This is a genomic window from Salinispora sp. H7-4, from assembly GCF_013416675.1.
Lineage (GTDB): Bacteria > Actinomycetota > Actinomycetes > Mycobacteriales > Micromonosporaceae > Micromonospora > Micromonospora vitiensis.
Genome location: NZ_JABZED010000045.1, coordinates 34,114 through 53,963 on the forward strand (window position 1 = coordinate 34,114; position 19,850 = coordinate 53,963).

9 protein-coding genes are annotated in these 19,850 nt (G+C 71.2%); 3 read left to right on the top strand and 6 right to left on the bottom strand.

Features of this window, described 5'->3' with window-relative positions; genetic code table 11:
* Positions 1–20: 20 nt before the first annotated feature.
* The gene (locus H0524_RS17855) at positions 21–1,046 is read left to right on the top strand and encodes a methyltransferase (RefSeq protein ID WP_180199679.1); all 1,026 of its coding nucleotides are present in this window, start codon (positions 21–23) and stop codon (positions 1,044–1,046) included.
* Positions 1,043–2,689: an AMP-binding protein gene (locus H0524_RS17860; protein WP_180199680.1), complete on the top strand. Its 1,647-nt coding sequence runs from the start codon at positions 1,043–1,045 to the stop codon at positions 2,687–2,689. The genes H0524_RS17855 and H0524_RS17860 overlap by 4 nt, the downstream gene beginning before the upstream one ends.
* On the opposite strand, the gene H0524_RS17865 is transcribed toward H0524_RS17860, so the two are convergent.
* The 5 genes from H0524_RS17865 to H0524_RS17885 are packed head-to-tail and all read right to left on the bottom strand — an operon-like array spanning position 2,664 to position 17,287.
* A complete protein-coding gene (locus H0524_RS17865; protein ID WP_180199681.1) occupies positions 2,664–3,416 on the bottom strand; it encodes a thioesterase II family protein in 753 nt (250 codons plus the stop codon). The genes H0524_RS17860 and H0524_RS17865 overlap by 26 nt on opposite strands.
* Positions 3,416–4,543 carry a Gfo/Idh/MocA family oxidoreductase gene (locus H0524_RS17870; protein ID WP_180199682.1) on the bottom strand — a complete coding sequence of 376 codons (1,128 nt, stop codon included), beginning with the start codon at positions 4,541–4,543 and terminating at the stop codon, positions 3,416–3,418. The genes H0524_RS17865 and H0524_RS17870 overlap by 1 nt, the downstream gene beginning before the upstream one ends.
* Positions 4,540–5,616, bottom strand: a complete 1,077-nt coding sequence (locus H0524_RS17875; RefSeq protein ID WP_180199683.1) for a saccharopine dehydrogenase NADP-binding domain-containing protein — start codon at positions 5,614–5,616, stop codon at positions 4,540–4,542. The genes H0524_RS17870 and H0524_RS17875 overlap by 4 nt, the downstream gene beginning before the upstream one ends.
* Positions 5,613–10,817, bottom strand: a complete 5,205-nt coding sequence (locus H0524_RS17880) for a non-ribosomal peptide synthetase (RefSeq protein ID WP_180199684.1) — start codon at positions 10,815–10,817, stop codon at positions 5,613–5,615. Before H0524_RS17880 ends, H0524_RS17875 begins: the two co-directional genes overlap by 4 nt.
* Positions 10,814–17,287: a non-ribosomal peptide synthetase gene (locus tag H0524_RS17885; RefSeq protein WP_180199685.1), complete on the bottom strand. Its 6,474-nt coding sequence runs from the start codon at positions 17,285–17,287 to the stop codon at positions 10,814–10,816. The genes H0524_RS17880 and H0524_RS17885 overlap by 4 nt, the downstream gene beginning before the upstream one ends.
* Before the next feature lie 353 nt (positions 17,288–17,640).
* On the opposite strand from H0524_RS17885, the gene H0524_RS17890 reads away from it, so the two are divergent.
* Positions 17,641–19,341: an MFS transporter gene (locus H0524_RS17890; protein ID WP_180199686.1), complete on the top strand. Its 1,701-nt coding sequence runs from the start codon at positions 17,641–17,643 to the stop codon at positions 19,339–19,341.
* Between the two features lie 73 nt (positions 19,342–19,414).
* Here H0524_RS17890 and H0524_RS17895 read toward each other — a convergent pair whose 3' ends face one another.
* Complete coding sequence (locus H0524_RS17895; RefSeq protein ID WP_018728129.1) at positions 19,415–19,837, bottom strand: VOC family protein; 423 nt, start codon at positions 19,835–19,837, stop codon at positions 19,415–19,417.
* Positions 19,838–19,850: the final 13 nt, after the last annotated feature.

The following is a 19,850-nucleotide window of genomic DNA, read 5'->3' on the forward strand; positions in this document are numbered from 1 at the left end:
CCCACCGACAAGGAGCCGTGATGCTGACGAGACGACGCCCCAGGATCGACGTACCGGCCATCCTGCGGCTCATGGAGGTCGGCGACTACCTGCTGCCGTACACGATCCGGGCGGTCTGCCTGCTGGGGGTGGCCGACCACCTGACGCAGGGGCCGCGCCCCGTCGCCGAGTTGGCCCGGGCCGTCGGGGCGGACGAGCCCGCACTGACCACGGCGCTGCGCTACCTGGCCACCCGCGACCTGTTCGCCGAGATGGCCCCGGGGGAGTTCGGCTTGACCCCGATGGCCGACCTGCTGCGGGCTGACCACCCGTACTCCGCCCGGGACATCTTCCTCTCCCCCGTGGCCTGTACCCGGGCCATGGAGGGTCTCGACCACACGCTGCGCACCGGCGAGGGCGCGTTCGATGCCGTGCACGGCATCGGGATGTGGGAGCACTTCCGCGGCAACCCGACCGACGGCGCGGCCTTCGACAAAGTGATGAGTGGGGTCACCGGGATGGAGCTACAGGCCATCCTGCGCGCCACGACCTGGTCGCGATTCGGCACGGTGGTGGACGTCGGTGGCGGGAACGGCCGCTTCCTCGGCGACCTGCTGGCGCGCTACCCGACGATGCGCGGGGTGCTGTTCGACCTGCCTACGGTGGTCGCGAACGCGCCCACGACGCTCGCCGGGGCCGGGGTGGCCGACCGCGTCCGGATCGTTCCCGGCAGCTTCCTCAGCGACAACATTCCGCCGGGCGGCGACGCGTACGTGCTCAAGCGAATCCTCTACAGCTGGCACGACGACGTCGCCACCGAGGTACTCAGGCGCATCCGGGCCGTGATGGCCGACGACGGTCGGGTGTTCATCCTCGAAGCCGGCCGGCCGTCCGAGGAGGAGACCAGCCCGTTGGCCCGCCGGATGGACATGCTGATGTTGACCCTGAGCGCCGGCGGCGCACGCGGCCTCGACGAGCAGCGGGCCCTGCTGGCCGGCGCCGGTCTGGAGCTGGTCAGCGCCACGCCCACGGTGATGTTCCCGGTTATCGAGGCCCGTCCGGTATGACCCACCTACTGTCCTGGCTAGCTGAGCCGAGGTCCGACCGGGGCATCCGGTTCGCCCGCCCGGACGGCGACTGGGACCGGTGGTCGTACGACGAGTTGGCCGAACTGGCCCACGAGTACGCCGCCGGCCTCATCGCCCGCGGGGTTCGCCCGGGCGACGTGGTCACGGTGGTGCTGCCGAGCGGACCGGCGTTCGTCGGCGCACTGTTCGGAACGCTGCTGGCCGGAGCGACGGCGGCACCGCTGGCACCGGCCGCCACCTTCGGCGACCCGGACCGGTACGCCGAACACGTCACCTCCGCGCTGGCCGCGGCCCGTCCCCGGCTGGTCGTGGTTGACGCTGCGGCCGGTACGGCGGTGACGCCGCTGGCCCGCCGGGCGGGGGTGCCCACAGTCGAGCCGGAGGACGTTCGCGCCGAGTCGCTGGGAGCGCACCAGCGCGCACCGGCACGGTTGGCGCTGGTGCAGTTCACCTCTGGGACCACCGGCAACGTCCGCGGTGTGCGGGTTCCGTATGCGGCGTTGGAGGAGAACATCGGCGCGATCCGGCGCTGGTTGGAGATGACCCCGGAGGACGCCACCGCCTCCTGGCTTCCGGTGCACCACGACATGGGGCTGGTCGGCTGTCTGCTGGCGCCGGTCGTCACGGGCGCCGACCTGTGGCTGCTGTCGCCGGCGGACTTCGTCCGGCAGCCCACCCGGTACCTGGCATGCTTTGGCCGGCTCGGCGCCCGGTTGTCCGCGATGCCGGGCTTCGGACTGGCCCACGTGCTCCGCCGGGTACGCCCCGAGCAGCTGGCCGGGATGGACTTCCACCGCTGGCGGGCAGTGATCGTGGGCGCCGAGCGGGTCCTGCCCGACGTACTGGACCGGTTCACCGCGTTGCTCGCCCCGCAGGGTCTACGGCGGAACGCGCTCCTGCCGGCGTACGGCTTGGCCGAGGCGACGCTGGCGGTGACCGGGGTGCCGCTGCGTACCGGCTGGCGCCGGTCCACAGGTCCGGAGGGGGTGCCGGTGATCGGGTGTGGTGTGCCATTGGCCGGTTCCCGGGTGACGATCGTCGACGACGACGGGCAGCGGACCGACGACGGCGTACCGGGTGAGATCGTGGTCGATGGAACGGGGGTCGCCGACGGCTATGTGGGGGCCGCCGGATTCCGCGCGACGACCTTCGCCGGCGGCGCTCTTCGCACCGGCGACGCCGGCTTCGTTCAGGGCGGGGAACTGTTCGTCCTGGGTCGGATGGGTGACAGCCTGAAGATCCGCGGTCGCGCCGTCTTCGCCGAGGACCTGGACGCTGTGCTCTGCGGGGCGCTGGCGGTGCCGCCCAGCCGGTTGGCCACCGTACTCGGACTGCGAGCCGGTACGCCCACCGCGGTGGTGTATCTGGAACATCCGCGGCAGGAGTGGCTGCCCCGGATCCCCGCGCTGCTGCGCCCGCTGGTCGACGACGCGACGGTGGTCACGGTGCCGGTGCCCGCCGGTGGGGTGCCCCGGACCACCAGTGGCAAGCCGAAACGCCGTCTGCTGTGGCACCGCCACAGCAGGCGACACACCGGTTCCAGCGCGGCAGGTGGTGACGTCGGCCGGGATCAGGCCCCGCCAGTAGCCCTGTCTGTCAGGGTTGACGGAGGCTGCGGCTGATGCCGGCCAGCACCTTGCCACGCTGCGGCACCAGATAGAAGTGATTGCCGTCGAAGACGGTGAGGTCGAAGGCGCTCTGGCTGTAGTCCGCCCAGGCCGCCACCTCGTTGACCGGAGCCTCGGGATCGGCGTCGCCGACCAGGGCGGAGATCGGCGTCCGCAGTACTCCCTCGGCGGGACGGTAGCTCTCTATCAGCTGGTAGTCCGCCCGTAGCGTCGGCATCAGCGCCGACCGCAGCTGCGGGTTGTCCAGGGCCTCCCGATCGGTGCCGCCGAGCCGGCGCAGCTCTGCCCAGAGAACGTCGTCCGGGCCGAGGTGCTTGCTGCCCGGCCGGTGGTAGCGCGGTGCGGGACGGCCGGAGACGAACAGGTGCGCCAGGGGCAGCTCCAGTCGCCGCTCCAGCCGGTGGGCGACCTCGTAGGCCACGGCGGCGCCCATGCTGTGGCCGAACAGGGCGAGCGGCAGGTCGTGGCGGGGTGCGAGCACCGCGGTGACCAGGTCGGCCAGGACGCCCATGGACACCACGGGAGGCTCGGCGACCCGGTCGAGCCGACCCGGGTACTGCACCGCGAGCAGCTCGATGTCGTCCGGAAGCTCCGCCGGCCAGGCACGGTAGAACGGCGCGCTGCCGGTGGCGTGCGGGAAGCAGACCAACCGAATCCGCGCCGTTGGGCGCGGCCGGTAGCAGCGCAGCCACCGCCGGGCAGTCACGTCGACAGCGCCCATCAACTCACCGCCGCGTCGCCGGCGGCCGCGAGCGCCTTCAGGTCATCGACGCCGAGCATCCTGGGCGCGTCCGCCGTCAGCAGGTCAGGCGGGCCCAGGATCACCGTCAGCTCCTGCCAGAGCTGGCAGAGGGTGAGGTGGTACTGGCCCTGCCGCAGCGGGTCCTCACCGCGCTCGACGGTGTCCCGTAGCACCCGTAGTGCCCGTCGTACGCCCTCCGGCCAGGTCGTGCCGAAGACAGTGTCGTAGTGCGGCACCTCGGTCGGGCCGAATACGATCGCGCTGGGGGTGCTGGTGTCGCGCATCCCGGCGAAATGCGGGTCGGCGCCGATCCCCGCGACTTCCCGCGGGAAGTCGGGACGCGCCGTCCACACCGTCGGACCGTGGGTACCGACCAGGGACAGGTTTCCGGCTTCGGTGCCGATGGTGACCCGGTGCATGAGGTGCGCGTAGTTGTCCGGGTCGGCCGGATCCATCTGGTTCTGCACCCGGAGCGTGATCGGCACACCGGCCAGCACCCCGTCGAGGCCACGGAACGGCAGGTCCAGGCCGGTCGCGCCGGTCACCGCCGCCGGTAGCGGGGGCAGATCGGTGAACCGCCAGGGCCGCACCCCACCGAGGGCCTGGCCAAGCAGGTCCAGCAGCGAGTACGCCAGCTGAAAGCCGCATGCCGCGTCGAGGTATCGGGCCGGCTGTCGGCGCAGCAGTTCGCGGGCCGCGCCCAGGAAGCGGCGTACCGGCGTGATGTGCCGGTAGAACGGGTTGAGTTGGTAAACCACCGCGTGCTTGCGGGCCTGCCGGAGGCTGCGGGCCAACTCGTCGTGGTGCAGTGGGTGCTCCTGGAGCACGTGGATGCCCCGCGCCATCAGCTCCATCGCCAGCTCGGAACCCCGCCCGCCGAGCAGCCCTCCACGGATCACCACGCAGGCGATGTCGATGTCGTCCGGCAGCTGGTCGACTCCGGTGTACAGCGGCACTCCGTAGTGCTCGGCGCAGACCCGGGACCGGTTGCTGCCGCTGGCGAGGACACCAGCGAGGTGGAAACCCGGATCGGCCTGACGGAACGATTCCAGATAGACCTGACCAAACCGCGTGCCGCAGACGACCACGCGGGTGGGGCGGTTCATATCGCGTCCTCCTCGTAGGCGGCGTCGACGACCTCCGCGACCACGGACGCCAGCGACACCGCGGGCGCCGTTGCCAGCTCGGCGAAGGTGTCGGTCGGGTCGAGCGTCTCGGCGGCGTGGTGGATTCCCGGAGGTACCGCGCCGGTGAGCACCGCCCGTGCCGTCAGCGCCGCCATCGTGCCGGTGAGTTCACTGGCACCAGTGCCGCAGACCGCGGCGGTTCGACCGCCATCGGGACCGGCCAACGTGACCACCACGTTCTGGTAGGGACGGTGCCCGAACACGTCGAGTTCGGCGGCCCGGCAGAGCAGGTCGGCGGCTTTTCGGAGACCGGCGTTTCCCGGGCGCGGTGCGGTCCGCAGCGCCGCCAGCACCCGGTCCCCGGCGAAGACCGAGTACCAGTCGAGCTGCCGCAGCCCCAGTGCGGAGGCGGCCCGGGCCGCCTCCGCACTGAGATACGGCTGGCCGGTGACCAGTTCGGGGAAGAACGGCACGATGATGTCGCCGACCGGAGCCAGCGCGCCCGGCACCACCCGGTCGTCCCGCCACGCCGCCGACGGCCAGCCAAAGCTCCCGGTCGCCGCGACGTAGTCGATCGCCGCGGTGCGGGTGAACCGATCCCGACCGCCGATGTAGCCGGCCAGCCGGTCGCCCTGCGGCAGTTGCGCGGCGAGGAGCCGGGGCAGCAGCCCGGTCAGCCCGGGCATCATGCCCGCCGACACCACCGCAACCCGGGTCCCGTCACCGGTGGTGAGCACGTGCGCCACGGCGTCGTACAGCGTGTCATCGCCGGCGGCATCGACGTAGTCCGCCCCGGCACCGACGGCGGCCCGGGCGACGGTGTCGGTCAGGTCAGTCGCAGGGCCGGCGCAGTTGAGCACCACCCGGGCAGCGAAGCAGAATCGGGCCAGGGCGGCCGGATCCCGAGCATCGACGGCCAGGCTCTCGACCCCGGCGACCGCCACCGGCCGCCGGGCGCCGGCCCGTAGCGGGCCGACATCCCAGGACCGCAGCAGGTCCAGGGCGGCTCGGCCGACCGCGCCGGAAGCACCGAGGACGGCGACGGCGGTCACCGGGCCGACCCCGGATCGGCGGCCGCGATGGCTGCCACGGCCTTCTCCCCCAGCACCGCCCGGTGATCGCCGTCGACGTCGAGCTCCCGCACCTCGCCGAGGCACAGGTCAGACCAGAACTCCAGTTCGTCGGTGGAGTAGGGCACCGCACCGGTCGGCCGCAGCACGGTGATGTCACCGGCGTAGAGGTTCGGCTCGTAGCCGACGGTCGCGGTGAGCCGAGCGGCGAACCCCTCGCCGATCGCTGCGTCGCCGTTCTCCGCCCGATGCGCCTCGGCGGCGTCGGGCAGCCTCACCGGACGCCACGGGGAGATCAGGACCAGCTCCGCAACCTGCTCGCCGGCCTCGGTCAGCGCCCGGGCCACCTCCAGTGCGAGGGTCGCGCCGAGGCCGTGCCCAACCAACCGGACCGCGGCGCAGCCGGCCCCGATGATCGACCGGGCCTGTTCGGCCGCGACCCGGGGCAGGTCGTCGAGGGGACCCGCGGTCAGCCCGAACACCGGGCCGGTGGCCGCGAGGTGCGGCACCAGTGCGGTGTACCCGTTGACGCTGCCGTCGCAGCTCGGCACCAGCACCCACGGGATACCCGGATTGGTGTCGTCCAGCGTCGCCAGCCCCCCGTCGGAGGTCGTCGCCCCGGCGCCCACCCCGTCGGTCGCGGGGGTAGCCGCCGACGCAGCCTCAATGTGCCCGGCGAGCGCAGCGACGGTTGGCTGTTCCAGTACCTGACGCAGCACCTGGTCGAAGAAGAGGTCGGCGGCCTGTGGGATCTCGTTCAGGACCCGGCCGGTGATCTGCGCGGCGACCAGGGAGTCGCCCCCGAGTTCGAACAGGTTCTCGTCCCGGCCGACCCGCGGCACCCGCAGCGCCTCGGCCCACACCGCCGCCAGCCCGCGCTCCAGGTCGCTGCCGGGTGCGCTGGACACTGTGGTCGACATCGACTCTCGACGAGGCAGGCGCCGCCGCAGCGCGGCCCGGTCGACCTTGCCGTTGGCGTTGAGCGGGAACGTGTCGACGATCTGCACCACCGCCGGAACCATGTACTCCGGCACCCGCTCGGCCAGGTGTGTGGCGACGTCCTCGCGTGCGATCCGAACCCGATCGGTCTTGAACTGGGCCGCCAGCACACACATTCCCAGTTCGGCGATGAAGCCGTTCGGCTCGGGCAGACACAGCGGCTGGCTGGCACCGGCCGCACCGAGCACGTCGAGCCACGTCTCCCGGCCCAGGAAGACCTGCTCGGTGCCCTGCCGCAGATCGGTGAAATCCGCGGTGGCCTCGTCCACCCGGACCAACAACTCCAGCGACGTCATGATCTGGTGGTGGTCCCGGGTCATCTCGCAGGCCACCAGCCACCCCTGCGGAGCGAGGACCGCACGCAGTCGCGCCAACGCCCGCACCACGTCGGTGCTGGCGTGCAACACGTCGCCGGCGACGACCACGTCGAAGGAGTTCGGGGCCAGCCCCTGCACCACCAGATCCTGGTCGATATCGAGCGGTTGCAGTTGCAGGCCGGGGCGCTCACCGAAGCGGGTGCGCAACTCGTTGACGAAGAACGGGGACAGGTCGGTGGCGAGGTAGTCGACCGCGTTGCCGTCGAGCGCGGCGAGCACCGCGGCGGTGGTACCGCCCGCACCGGCACCGATCTCCAGTACCCGCAGGGCACCCGGTTCGACTCGCTGTTCGGCGACACGCCGAACCAACGAGGCGGCCGCCTCGTTGGCCCACCGGTTGAACAGGGTCCGTTCGTACAGACCCTGGGAAACGTCTACCTTGCCCTGCGGGAACAACAACGTCAGCGGGTCATCCTCGCCCCGCAGCAACGCGGGCAGCTGGCCGGTGCTGGCGCGGAAGTACGCCAGCAGCTCCGCGTCCTCGGCGGTGGCGATCTTGTCGACGGCCCGCCATGCGGCGCCGGTGTCCGCCGCCACTCCGGTCTCGGTCAACCCGTACCGGTCGTCGGTGTCGACGTCGAGCAGACCCGCGCCCGTGAGGGCGCGCAGCCACCGGCGGACCAGCCGGTGGTGGCGCGGCGCGACGCCGACGGTGTGCAGGAGTTCGGCTCGGGTGTGCCGCCGGCCGGCGACGAACAGACCCGCCACGCGGAACGCGTCAAGCATGGCGGGCAGGGCAACCGCGTCCAGCCGGTGCGCGTACGTCAGGTAACGCGCGTGGTCGACGCCGTCGAGCGTAGCGTCGGCGTCGGCGCACGCCTGCACACCGAGTTGCTGCGCGGCGGCGGCCTCGGAGGTAGCCCGGGCGGTGGTCACCGACCGGCTGGCCGGCTCGACGAACGCGGCGAGGCGCCGCTCCAGCGGGCTGTCCCCGTCCACCACCACCGCCGCACCGGCGACGCCAGGATGTGACCCGAGTGCGGTCTCGATCTCGGCCAGCTCGATGCGGTAGCCACGGATCTTGATCTGCAGGTCCTCCCGACCAAGGAACTCAATGGTCCCGTCGGGCAGGTAGCGGCCCAGATCCCCGGTTCGGTACAGCGTCTCGCCAGTCTCGGGGTGGGTAACGAACCGGTCGGCGGAGCGGGCCGGGTCGTTGAGGTAGCCCAACGCCAGCCCGACCCCGCCGATGTACAGCTCACCGGTGACCAGATCGGGGCGGGGGCGCAACGCGGAGTCCAACACGTGGAAGGTCTGGTTGGTCAACGGACGGCCGTACGGGATGCTGCGCCACGCCGGCTCGACCTGCTCGATCGGGTACCAGATCGACCAGATCGACGCCTCCGTCGCCCCGCCGAGGCTGACCACCCGCAGGCCCGGCACCCGCTGCCGGATCTGGTCGGGCAGGGCGACCGGGATCCAGTCGCCGGAGAGCATCGCCAGTCGCAGATCGGGGGCCGTGGCCGCCGGTGCGGCCTCCAGGTAGTCGTACAGCATCTGGAGCTGGGCGGGGACGGAGTTCCAGACGGTCACCGTATGCGCCGCCACCAGCTCCGACCAGTGCGACGGGTCCCCGCGCCGCGAGGAGTCCGGCAGCACCACCGCACCGCCGACCGACAACGGGCCGAAGATGTCGTACACCGACAGGTCGAAGCCGAGGTTGGACAGGCCGAGCACCCGATCGTCCGGGCCGACGTCGAAGCGGGCGTTGATATCGAGCACGGTGTTGAGCGCGCCACGATGGTTGATCATGACACCCTTGGGTGTTCCGGTGGAACCGGAGGTGTGGATGACGTAGGCCAGCTCCTCCGGGTCGCCGGAGCCGTCCACCGGGCCGGGTTCACCCGCCGGCAGCGTGTCGACCGCGAGCAGCCGGATCCCGTCGGCCCAGCCGCTCGGCTCGACCCAGGACTGGACCAGGGCGCAGCGGACCCCGGCAGCCTCGAGGATGGTCCGCCGTCGGGCGGCCGGCTGCGAGGTGTCCACCGGGACGTAGACACAGCCGGCCAGCAACGCGCCGAGTACCGCGACGACCTGCTCCCAGCCCCGGTCGGTGACGATCCCGACGAGTTCCTGACGGCGGCATCCAGCAGCGGTCAACGCCTCGGCCACCCCGGTCGCCCGGCCGAGCAGCTCGGCGTAGCTCAGCGCACCGTCGCCGGTCACGACCGCCGGCCGGTCCGGAGTACGCAACGCCTGCCGGACCACCCGGTCGTGCAACATCCCAGCGGGCGGCGGCGCGGTGGTGCGGTTAACCTCGGCCCGACGGTCCAGCTGCGCGCGGGGTGGTTCGGGGTACCCGGTGCCCGTCCATGCCGCGTCATCGATGGCGAGGCGGTGCAGCAGCCGCTCGTACGCGGCGAACATGTCCGCAACCAGTCCGGGTGGGAAGACCTCCTCCCGGACGTCCCAGTTGGACACCAGACCGCCGTCGCGCTCGATGTTCTGGCAGTCGATCCAGACCTGCGGAGTCTGGCTGATCCCGTAGCCCAACTCGCCCGAGGGGGCGTCGCCGGCGGCCGACCCGGCGTCGGAGATGCCGATGGCGCTGGTGAACACGACCGGGAACAGCGCCGCTTCCGGGCCCTGCCGACGAGCGATCTCGCGCAACAACTCGATGCCACTGAAGCTGCGGTGGTCCAGATCCTCCCACAGCTGCGCCTGTAGGTCGCGGGCACGCTCGTGGAACGGCCGGGTCGGTTCGGCGTCGACCGCCAACAGATCTACCGACGTGAAGTCACCGACCAGGGCGTTGACCTGGGGGTGTAGCGGCATCCGGTTGAGCAGGGTGAGGTCGAGGGTGAAGCGGGACCGGCGACTCCATGCGGCGATCGTGTCGGCGTAGGCGGCCAGCACCGCCCCGGACGGGCTGATCCCGTGCCGACCGGCGCGCTGGCGCAGTAGCGCCCAGGCATCCGCCGGTATCCGGGTCTCCCAGCGACGGAACCGGCCGTCGCTGTCGGCGGGGCGGGCCACCGTGGGCAGTTCCGGTGCAGCGGGCAGGTCGTCGACCCGGGCCAGCCACCACCGCTTGTCCCGTTCGTGGCCCGGACCGCTTCGAGCCGCCCGTTCGGCCAGCTGGTAGTCCCGGAAGGTGATCTCCAAAGGCGGCAGCGGCTCGTTCGGACGGTGGTACAGCCGGTGCAACTCATCGAGAATGACCTGGACGCTGATGAAGTCGGCGATCAGGAAGTCGATCGACACGTGCAGAACAGCCCGGTCGTCGGCCGTGGTGATCCGGGCGGCGAACAACGGCCACTGATCCGGGGTGTGTACGAGGTGGTCCATTTCGGCGCGGACGGCATGCAGTGCCGCCTCCGCCACCGCCGGGGGCCGACCCGTCAGGTCAATCACCGGCACCTCGAAGGGGGGTACCTCGGGCAGCACCCGCTGGGCGCCGTCGGCCTCGACCACCGCGCGCAGCATGTCGTGCCGGTCGATCAGGGCGCGCCAGGCGACGGTCATCCGCTCCGGGTCGAGCTCCGGATAGCTCAGTTCGCCGTAGCCGTGGCAGGCCACCCGGCCGTAGGCGAAGGTCTCCCCCCGACCGAGCAGGTACGCGGCCTGGACGTCGGTGACCGGGAACGGATCGTGGCGATGCTCCGGGTCAGGCACCAGGGAGGCTGGCTCGGGCGCCGTGTCAAGGTACGCGAGGAGCTCGTCCCGCCGCGCACGCAGCGCGTCGCGGCGCTCCACGGTCAGCACACCCCGGGGGGCCCGAAACCTCAGCTGGCCGGCCTCGGACCACACCCGGACCCCCGCGCTCTCCAGCTCCGCGAGCAGGTCACCGGCGGACGACTGACTCATAGGATGCCCTCCTCGAGGTCACCGGATTCCACCGCTGCGCGGTGGGCGTCGAAGACGTCGGCCAGTTGCGCCACCGTCGGCGCCAGGAACAGCTCCCGCAGGGACAGCTCCACACCGTGCCGCTGCCGCAGTAGCTCCACCAGCCGGGTCGCCAGCAGGCTGTCACCGCCGAGGGCGAAGAAGCTCTGCTGCCGGCCGAGCTGGTCGCAGTCGAGCACCTCGACCCAAAGCTCGGCGATCAGCTTTTCGCGGTCACCACGCGGGGGTTCCTCCCATTCCTCGACCGCGTCGGGGCCGAGGAGTGCGGTCAGCGCCCGCCGGTCCACCTTGCCGTTGGCCGTGAGCGGCAGGGTGGGTACCTCATGCACCTGTTCCGGGACCATGTAGGACGGGACCCGCTGGGCCAGAAGCCCGACCAGCGCGGTGGTGTCGACCGCGGTACCGGCGGAGGGGACGACGGTCAGCGCCAGCCGGCGGTGTCTGCCCTCGCCGACAGTCAGGGCGACGGCGCGGGCCACAGCGGGGTGCGCCTCGGCCGCCGCCTCGATCTCGCCCAGCTCGATCCGATGGCCGCGGATCTTCACCTGGAAGTCGACCCGGCCGAGGAACTCGAGGGTTCCGTCCGGCCAGTAGCGGCCCAGGTCTCCAGTTCGATACCAGCGGCCGTCGTCGGTGTTGACGAACTGCCGGGCGGTGGTCTCCGGGTCGCCCCGGTAGCCGTGGGCCACGCCGGCACCGCCGATCCACAGTTCGCCGGACACCCAGTCGGGGCAGTCCCGACCGCGCGGGTCGACCACTCGGTAGCGCTGGTTACGCAGCGGCCGCCCGTACGGCACCGAACGCCAGTGCGCGGGCACCTCGCCGACCTCGCAGGCGTTGGACCAGATCGCCGCCTCGGTGGCACCACCGAGGGCCACGAACCGCGCCTCGGGCTGGTGCCGGCGCAGCCGGCCCGGCAGATCCAGCCCCACCCAGTCGCCGGAGAGCAACACCAGCCGCAGACCAGGCGGCAGCCCGTCGGCGTCCGCCGCGACCAGCAGCATGTCCAGCAGAGCCGGCACCGAGTTCCACAGGGTGACGCCGGCCTCGCGGCCCTGGACAGCCCAGCTGCGGGCCTCCCGGCGGTCCTCGTCGGCCACCAGGACCACCGCCCCGCCGGCGGTGAGCAACCCGAAGATGTCGTAGACGGACAGGTCGAAGTCGAGCGAGGAGACGGCCAGAACTCGGTCTGCAGGGCCGACGTCGTACCGCTGGTTGATGTCGTCGACCGTGTTCAGGGCGGCCCGGTGGGTGATCTCGACGCCCTTCGGCTCACCGGTCGAACCCGAAGTGAAGATGGCGTATGCGAGTCGGTTGGAGTCCATCGCGACCGGCGCCGGCAGTGGCGAGGCCGGTGTGTCCGGCGCGAGCACCGGGTGGGTGGTACCAGGGTCGGCATCCGCGATCACCACCCGGGCATCGGCCCGGGCGTAGATCCGGTCCCGCCGGTCGGCCGGCTGGTCGAGGCCGACCGGCACGTACAACGCGCCGGCAGCCAGTACGCCGAGCACCGCGGCGACCTGGTCGACACCGCGCGGCAGGGTAACCGCGACCGCGTCACCGGGCCGCACGCCGTGCTCCCGCAGCGCCCCGGCGAGGCATAGCGCCCGACCGGCGAGGTCTCCGTAGGAGACTTCTGTTCCGTCGGCGGCGACCACGGCGACCGCCGTGGGGGCCTCGGCAGCACGGGTGAAGAAGCCGGTGTGCAACAGACCGTCCGGCATCGGCCCAGCCGTGTCGTTGGCCTCGGCGCGGGCCCGCTGCTGGGCCACCGGCAACAGCGGCGGTCCTGCGGTCTCCCAGTCCGCCGTGGACAGCCAGCGCAGCAGGTTCCGGTACGCGTCGAACATTCCGTCGAGCAGCCCCGCGGGAAACAGTTCCTCCACCGAGTCCCAGTTGTAGGTGAGGCCACCGTCGCGCTCCATCACCTGGTTGTCCAGCCACACCTGCGGGGTCTGGGATATGCCCCAGACCAACTCGCCGAAGGGGAACGACATGTCGCTCATTCCGCCGGTCACGCCGAGCGCGCTGGTGAACACCACCGGCATACTCACCGCGCCGCCCTCGCGGCGGGCCATCTCCCGCAGCACCCACAGCGCGGAGACGGTGTCGTGGGCCATGCCCTCCCAGACCTGCTCCTGCATCCGCCGGACCACGTCGAGCCAACGCTCTCCCGCCCCGGCGCGGTATCCGACCAGTAGCAGCGAGGTGAAGTCGCCGAGGATGTGACCGACGTCGGGGTGCACGTCTCGCCGGTTGAACAGGGTGAAGTTGACCGTCAACTCGGTGCGGCCGCTCCAGGCCGACAGCACCTCCGCGTACGCCGCCGCGAGGACGCTGGCGGGAGTCACCCCGTGGCGGCGGGCCCGCTCGGTCAGCCGCCGCCACTGCTGCGGGTCGAGGCGGTCCTCCCGGCGGCGGAAACGCGGTGCGACCACAGTGTCCGGGTCCACGGCCAGTGGCAGCGGTGGGGCCGGCGGCAGGCCGTCGAGACGGTCCAGCCAGTACCGTTGGTCGGCGGCCACGGCCTCCGCAGCGGGGGCGGCCAGGACGTAGTCGCGGAAGCCCACCCCGACCGGGCGCAGCTCGACTGCCAGGTCGCGGTAGAGCGTCGTCAACTCATCGAAAAAGATCACGATGCTGAGCGCGTCGAGCACGATGTAGTCGAAACTGAAGCCGAGACGAACTCGCCCGTCGCCGTACCGCACCCCACCGATTTTCAGCAGCGGCCAACGCCCCGGATCGGGAACCCGGTGGGCCAACTCCGCCCGCAGGCCACTCAGCGCCTCGTCGCCACCGTCGCGGACGTCGATGCGGAACCAGCCGACCTCCGGCAGTACCCGCTGGTCGCCGTTCTCGTCGAAGATCGCGCGAAGCATGTCGTGCCGCCGCACAAGGAGGTTGACGGCTCTCTCCAGTCGGTCGAGGTCGACATCCGCGCCGTCGAACTCCCAGTACCAGTGCGAGCCGACCCCACCAAGGGCGAAGTCGCTGCTGCGTCCCAGCCAGTACGCCCGCTGCACGTCGGTCGGTGGGAACGGCTCATGTCGGTGCGCCGGGTCCGGGCGCACCGCCGCCGGGGCGGGGCGGTCGGGCCGACCTCGACGGAGGGTGGCCGCGAAGTCGCACAACGCCGGTGTGGCGAACAGCTGCCGTAGGTTGGCGCCGACCAGACCTGCCGTGGCGAGCAGCGACATCGACCGGATGGCGACGAGACTGTCCCCGCCGGCGGCGAAGAAGGTCTGCCGGCGACCGACCGCGGGCACGCCGAGCAACTCGGCCCAGATCCGGGCGACGTCGCGCTCGATGTCGCCGACCGGTTCCTCAAGCGGCTCCGGCTCAGCCCGAGCGGCCTCGATGATCCGAGCAACCGCCCGCCGGTCGATCTTGGCGTTGGCCGACAGCGGCAGTTGACCCGTCGGCACCACCTGTTCGGGCACCATGTACGCGGGCACCTGGCTGGCCAGGAAGTCCCGCAGGTCAGGCGGGTCGACGTCGGCGGTGACGGCGGCGGCCAGCCGCCGTGGCGTGCCGAGGGCCACCACGACCGCCCGGCGCACGGCCGGGTGCCGCTCCAGCGCCACCTCGATCTCACCGAGTTCGATTCGGTGCCCGCGAATTTTTACCTGGGCGTCAGCGCGGCCGAGGAACTCCACCGTGCCGTCGGGGTGGTATCGGGCCAGGTCGCCGGTCCGGTACCAGCGCACCCCGTCGAGTTCGACGAACGCGCGTGCGGTGCGTTCCGGGTCACCCCGGTAGCCGTGGGCCACCGACCGTCCGCCGATCCACAGCTCGCCGGTGACCCAGTCGGGCCGGTCTCGGCCGGCCCGGTCGGCCACCCGCAGGTGCTGGTTGGCGAGCGGCAGTCCGTACGGCACCGACCGCCAGGTCGGTGGTATCGGTACCGGTACCACCTGGACGGTGGAGTGGATGGCGGTCTCCGTGGTGCCGCCGAGCACCACCAGGGTGGCCGCCGGGGCCTGCGTGGTCAGCCGGCCCGCGAGGTCGAGACCGACCCAGTCGCCGCCGAGCAGCGCCAGCCGCAGCGGGAGGCGGGTCTGGTCCCCCGGGGCCGCGGCGGACAGCAACATGTCGAGCAACGCGGGAACGGATTGCCAGACGGTGACCCCGTGCCGCAGTACCAGCTCCCGCCAGTGCTGCGCGTCGCGTCGGTCCTCCTCGCCGACACAGACCACCGCCCCGCCGACGGACAGCAGGGCGAAGATGTCGTAGACCGACAGGTCAAAGTCGAGCGAGGAGACGGCGAGCACCCGGTCCACGGCACCGACCTGGAATCGCTGATTGATGTCATCGATGGTGTTGACGGCCGCCCGGTGTGTCACCTGCACGCCCTTCGGCTCGCCGGTCGAGCCGGAGGTGAACAGCAGGTAGGCCAGGTCGTCCTCGCGGCCCGTCACGGGTGCGACCGGCGGGGTCGACCGGTCGTCGACGTCGACGACGCGGATGTCGGCCGGCAGTCCGGGCGGAGGCACGGCCGCCACCACATGGCGCACCCCGGCAACCGTGTGGATCCGGTTGCGTCGTGCGGTGGGCTGGTCGACGCCGACCGGCACGTACACCCCGCCGGCGCGTAGGACCGCCAGCACCGCCACGACCTGTCGTGGACCCTTCTCGACGGTGACCGCCACCGAGTCGCCGCGGCGTACACCGTGAGTGACGAGGGCGCCGGCGACCCGGTCGGACCATTCGGCGAGCTCGCCGTAGGTGAGCAGCCCGTCGGTGCCCCAGAGCAACGCGGGCCGGTCCGGCTCCGCGGCGGCCCGGGAGAAGACGTCCTCGTGCAGCCGCCGACGGCGTACCGCGCGGGTGGTGTCGTTGACCGTCGCGCGTACCTCGCGGGTCTGCGCGGGCAGCAGTTCCGGGGGTTCTCCGGTCCAGTCCGCGTCGTCGCACAGCCAGCCGAGCATCGTAAGGTACGCCTGGAACATGTGGCCGACCAGGCCGCGCGGGAAGAGCCCGTCCACCACGTCCCAGTTCAGATACAGGCCGTGCTCCCGTTCGGTGACCTGTACGTCGAGCCAGACCTGCGGGGTCTGCGACATTGTCCACCCCGGGGTGCCGAAGCTCTCCCGGACCTGGCCTTCGAAGAGTTCGCCGAGACTGAGCGCGCTGGTGAAGACGACCGGGGCGCCGACCGGTTCTTCGCCGCGCCGACGGTTAAGGTCGCGCAGCACGTCCACCCCGGTGTAGCCGGGGTGTGCCGCGTCGGCGCGCATCCGGTCCTGCACCCCTCGGGCGAAGCCCACGAACGAGTCCCCCGCCGCGGTGTCCACCTCCAGCAACAGCAGGTTGGTGAAGTCACCGACCAGGTGCGCGACGTCCGGATGCACCGGCTGACGGTCGTAGAGCGGTAGGTTGAGCAGGAAGCGCTCGGTGGCGCTCCACCGGCCCAGCACGTGGCCGAACGCGGCCAGGAAGAGCACCGGCAGGGTCAGCCCGTACGAACGGGCCCGCCGGCTGAGCTGCTCGACCAGCGCCGGCTCTACCCAGTGGTGGTGTCGGACGACGCGCTGGCCGTTGACCTGCCGCGGGTCGACGGCCAGCGGCAGCTCGGGCGGTCCGGGCAGCTCGGGGAGCCGGGAGCCCCAGTATTCCCGGTCGCGCTCCCGTTCGGCGCGGCGGCGTTGGTGCAGGGTCGCCAGGTACTCAGGGTAGGTGATTCCGACCGCGGGCAGGGCCGCTTCGGGGTCCCGGTAGAGCCGGGCCAGGTCGGACATCAGGACCCGGAAGCTGTGTGCGTCGGCCACCAGCATCTCGATGTGCACATGGCAGCGGGTGGCGCCGTCGGCCAGCAGGGAGAGTTGGACGTCGAAGACCTCACCACGGGCGACGTCGAGCCGCCGGTGGGACATCCGGTCCCGCAGACCGCACAGGTACCGTTCGGCGGAATCGGCGTCATACCCGCGTAGGTCGTGCACGGTGAGGCCGGTCCAGAGGCTCTCGTCGAGGATCTGTTGCTGTCCGTCATCGTCGAACCGGGCACGCAGCATGTCATGCCGGCGCACCAACGCGCGCACGGCGTCCCGCAATCGGGTCGGGTCCACGTCACGACCGTCGAACTCGTTGTAGAAGTGCGCGCCGACGCCGCCGAGGGCCTGCCCGTCACCCCGACCGACCCAGTACGCGTGTTGCATCGGCGCCAGGTCGAACGGAGCATCGCCGTCGACGACGGCGATGCTGTCCGCCTCCGATCCGCTGATGTCGGGAGCACGCTCAGCGATGATCTGCCACCAGTCGTCGAGCGTGCGGCCCTCGATCAGTTCCGCGAAACCCACCGACACACCACGCTGGTGCCACTGCCCGACCAGTCTCATCACACCGATCGAGTCGAGGCCGAGGTGGAGAAGATCGGCGCCGTCGGCGATGGCGTCGGGCGGTTCACCGAGAAGCGCCGCGATGTCCTGACGCATGCTGTCACGGCTGAAGGGTGGGGTGTGTTCGGCCTCAACGCCCAATCTGGGTCTCCCATGTCCGACGGAGCTGTTGCTTTGCTCCCGCACGAGTGTGCCGACGTCAAAGTAACAGTGGCGCAGAACCGAGTCCAGGCACGTAGAGTAGAAAGAACAACCTACTTACTATAAGCGTCACACACGCCACTGGTGTGAGCGGCGACGTGGGCGGCCGGTCGGGGCCGACGGAAGGGTGGCACCACCATGGCGACCGGACTCCCGGCGGAGGGCACCTGCGTGGCCTGGTGGGCCCCGATCGCCGGCCCCGGTGACGCCGCACGCTTCTCCGTCTCGCATTCCGAGAGAGGGATCTGATGTCCGACGACACCCGAACGCCATCCAGTGCCGAGACCGGCACGGTGCAGGCGCCCGCGCCCGCGCCGGCACCGCCCGACGAGTTCGCCCCCCCGATCACCGGACGTAAGCGCACCCTCGCGCTCGTCGTGGTGCTCACCGGATTCGTGCTGGACCTGCTCGACATCACCATCGTCAACATCGCGCTGCCGTCGATCCGCGACGGCATCGACGCGACGGCCGCCACGATGCAGTGGCTGGTGGCCGGCTACGCCCTCGCATTCGCCTCAATGCTGATCATTTCCGGTCGACTCGGCGACATCGTCGGCGTCCGTCGGATGTTCCTCATCGGCGTCGCCGGGTTCACCCTCACCTCACTGCTGGCCGGCCTCGCCCAGACCCCCGAACAACTGATCGTCCTACGGTTCGTGCAGGGCGCGATGGGCGCGATCATGGTGCCTCAGGTCTACACCCTCATCCAGCTCCTCTACGCGCCCAAGGAGCGCGGCCGGGCATTCGCCGCGATGAGCGCGGCGCTCGCCTTCGGCACGGTGGGCGGCCCGTTGGTCGGCGCGTTGCTGACCACCGCCGACATCGCCGGGCTCGGCTGGCGGGCGATCTTCTTGGTCAACGTGCCGATCGGGATCGCCGCGTTCATCGCCGCGCGGGTGCTGCTGCCGGAGTCGGAAGCCAATCGCCGGGAACGGCTCGACCTGGTCGGAGCCGTTCTGATCACGCTGGCGGTGCTGCTGCTCGTCTACCCGCTGGTGCAGGGCCGAGAGCAGGACTGGCCGGTGTGGACGTACGTCAGCATGGTCAGCGGCCTGCTGGTCTTCGCGGTGTTCGTCCAGCACCAGCGAACCCGTACCGACTCACCGCTGGTACCGATGTCGCTGTTCCGACACCGCTCGTTCAACGCGGGTCTGGTGGTGGTCTTCCTCTTCCAGGGCGCGGTGATGTCGTTCTTCCTGGTCATCACGATCTACCTACAGATCGGGGTGGGATACAGCATCCTCCGGGCCGGTCTGTCCGGCCTACCCTGGGACATCGCCGTGCCGTTGCTCGGCTGGCTGTCCGCCCGGGCGATCACGCCCAGAATCGGCCGGACGGGCCTTCAGCTCGGCTTGGTGCTGCTGATCGCAAGCATGTTCTGGTTCATGTGGGTGATCGACAGCACCCCGCAGGTGAGCATCTGGCAGCTACTGGTGCCGATGTTCATCGGTGGCGCCGGCATGGGTATGACGTTCCCGCCGCTGATGGGCTACTCGCTCGCCGACGTCCCGGGCAACCAGGCCGGATCCGCCTCCGGAGTGGTCAACGCCAACTACCAGATCGGCGTGACGCTCGGCATCGCCGCCTGCGGCACGCTGTTCTTCAGCCTGCTGGCCGCGCAAACGCCCCACGCCACCGCCACCGTTGTGCCGGAGCTCCGCGCAGATCTGGTGGCCGTGGGCGTCGCCGACACGCAGGCGGTAGAGATCAGTGACCGTTTCCGCGACTGCCTCGAAAGCCAGCTCGGCGGGGCCGACCCGACCCTGCCGCCAGCGGGCTGCGACAGCGCTGGGCTGGCCGCGGGCAGCGGTACCACCGCGGTGATCGAGCAGCGGTCGGTCGAGGCGAGCCAGATCGGCTTCCAACGGGCCATGGTGGGCACGCTCTGGTACAGCGTGATCAGCTTCGTGCTGGCGCTGGTGGGCAGCTTCCTGCTACCCCGCCGTTGAATCCGTCCCGGAACCCCGCACGGTCTCGGTCCCGCTCTGGTGGGACCGAGACCGCAGTCGGGACGAGTGGACGTCAGCCGAGGCTGGTCCGGTAGGTCGCGAAGGTCCACACGTGCCCCTGCGGGTCACGGCAGGTGAACTCGTACGAGTCGTGCGGCTTCGCCTCCGGTTCGAGCAGGATCTCCGCGCCGGCGGCCACCGCCTTACGATGAAGTTCGTTCACCTCCGTGTCGGTCTCCCGACGGACGAAGGTGCCAGCCGACGCGGCGCCGAGCGCCAACGGCTCGCCGATACGCAGGGTCGAGTTGGCGCCATTGATCATAACCAGACTGTGCTCGCCGACCTGGAGCTCAGCGTGGTAGACGTTGCCCTGACCGTCGTCGAAGACGGCCAGCTTGGTGAAACCGAACGTGCCGGTCAGCCACTCGATGGCCTCCGCCGGGTTTTCGTAGGCGAGGTACGGGGCGACGGTGGGCGCGACGGAGGCATCGGCCATGGGACTCTCCTCG

What these genes read in the sequence shown, in the direction of transcription:
- H0524_RS17855 (WP_180199679.1), top strand. Translation starts at nt 21, where the DNA reads ATGCTGACGAGACGACGCCCCAGGATCGACGTACCGGCCATCCTGCGG.
- H0524_RS17860 (WP_180199680.1), top strand. Translation starts at nt 1,043, where the DNA reads ATGACCCACCTACTGTCCTGGCTAGCTGAGCCGAGGTCCGACCGGGGC.
- H0524_RS17865 (WP_180199681.1), bottom strand. Translation starts at nt 3,416, where the DNA reads ATGGGCGCTGTCGACGTGACTGCCCGGCGGTGGCTGCGCTGCTACCGG.
- H0524_RS17870 (WP_180199682.1), bottom strand. Translation starts at nt 4,543, where the DNA reads ATGAACCGCCCCACCCGCGTGGTCGTCTGCGGCACGCGGTTTGGTCAG.
- H0524_RS17880 (WP_180199684.1), bottom strand. Translation starts at nt 10,817, where the DNA reads ATGAGTCAGTCGTCCGCCGGTGACCTGCTCGCGGAGCTGGAGAGCGCG.
- H0524_RS17885 (WP_180199685.1), bottom strand. Translation starts at nt 17,287, where the DNA reads ATGCGTCAGGACATCGCGGCGCTTCTCGGTGAACCGCCCGACGCCATC.
- H0524_RS17890 (WP_180199686.1), top strand. Translation starts at nt 17,641, where the DNA reads ATGTCCGACGACACCCGAACGCCATCCAGTGCCGAGACCGGCACGGTG.
- H0524_RS17895 (WP_018728129.1), bottom strand. Translation starts at nt 19,837, where the DNA reads ATGGCCGATGCCTCCGTCGCGCCCACCGTCGCCCCGTACCTCGCCTAC.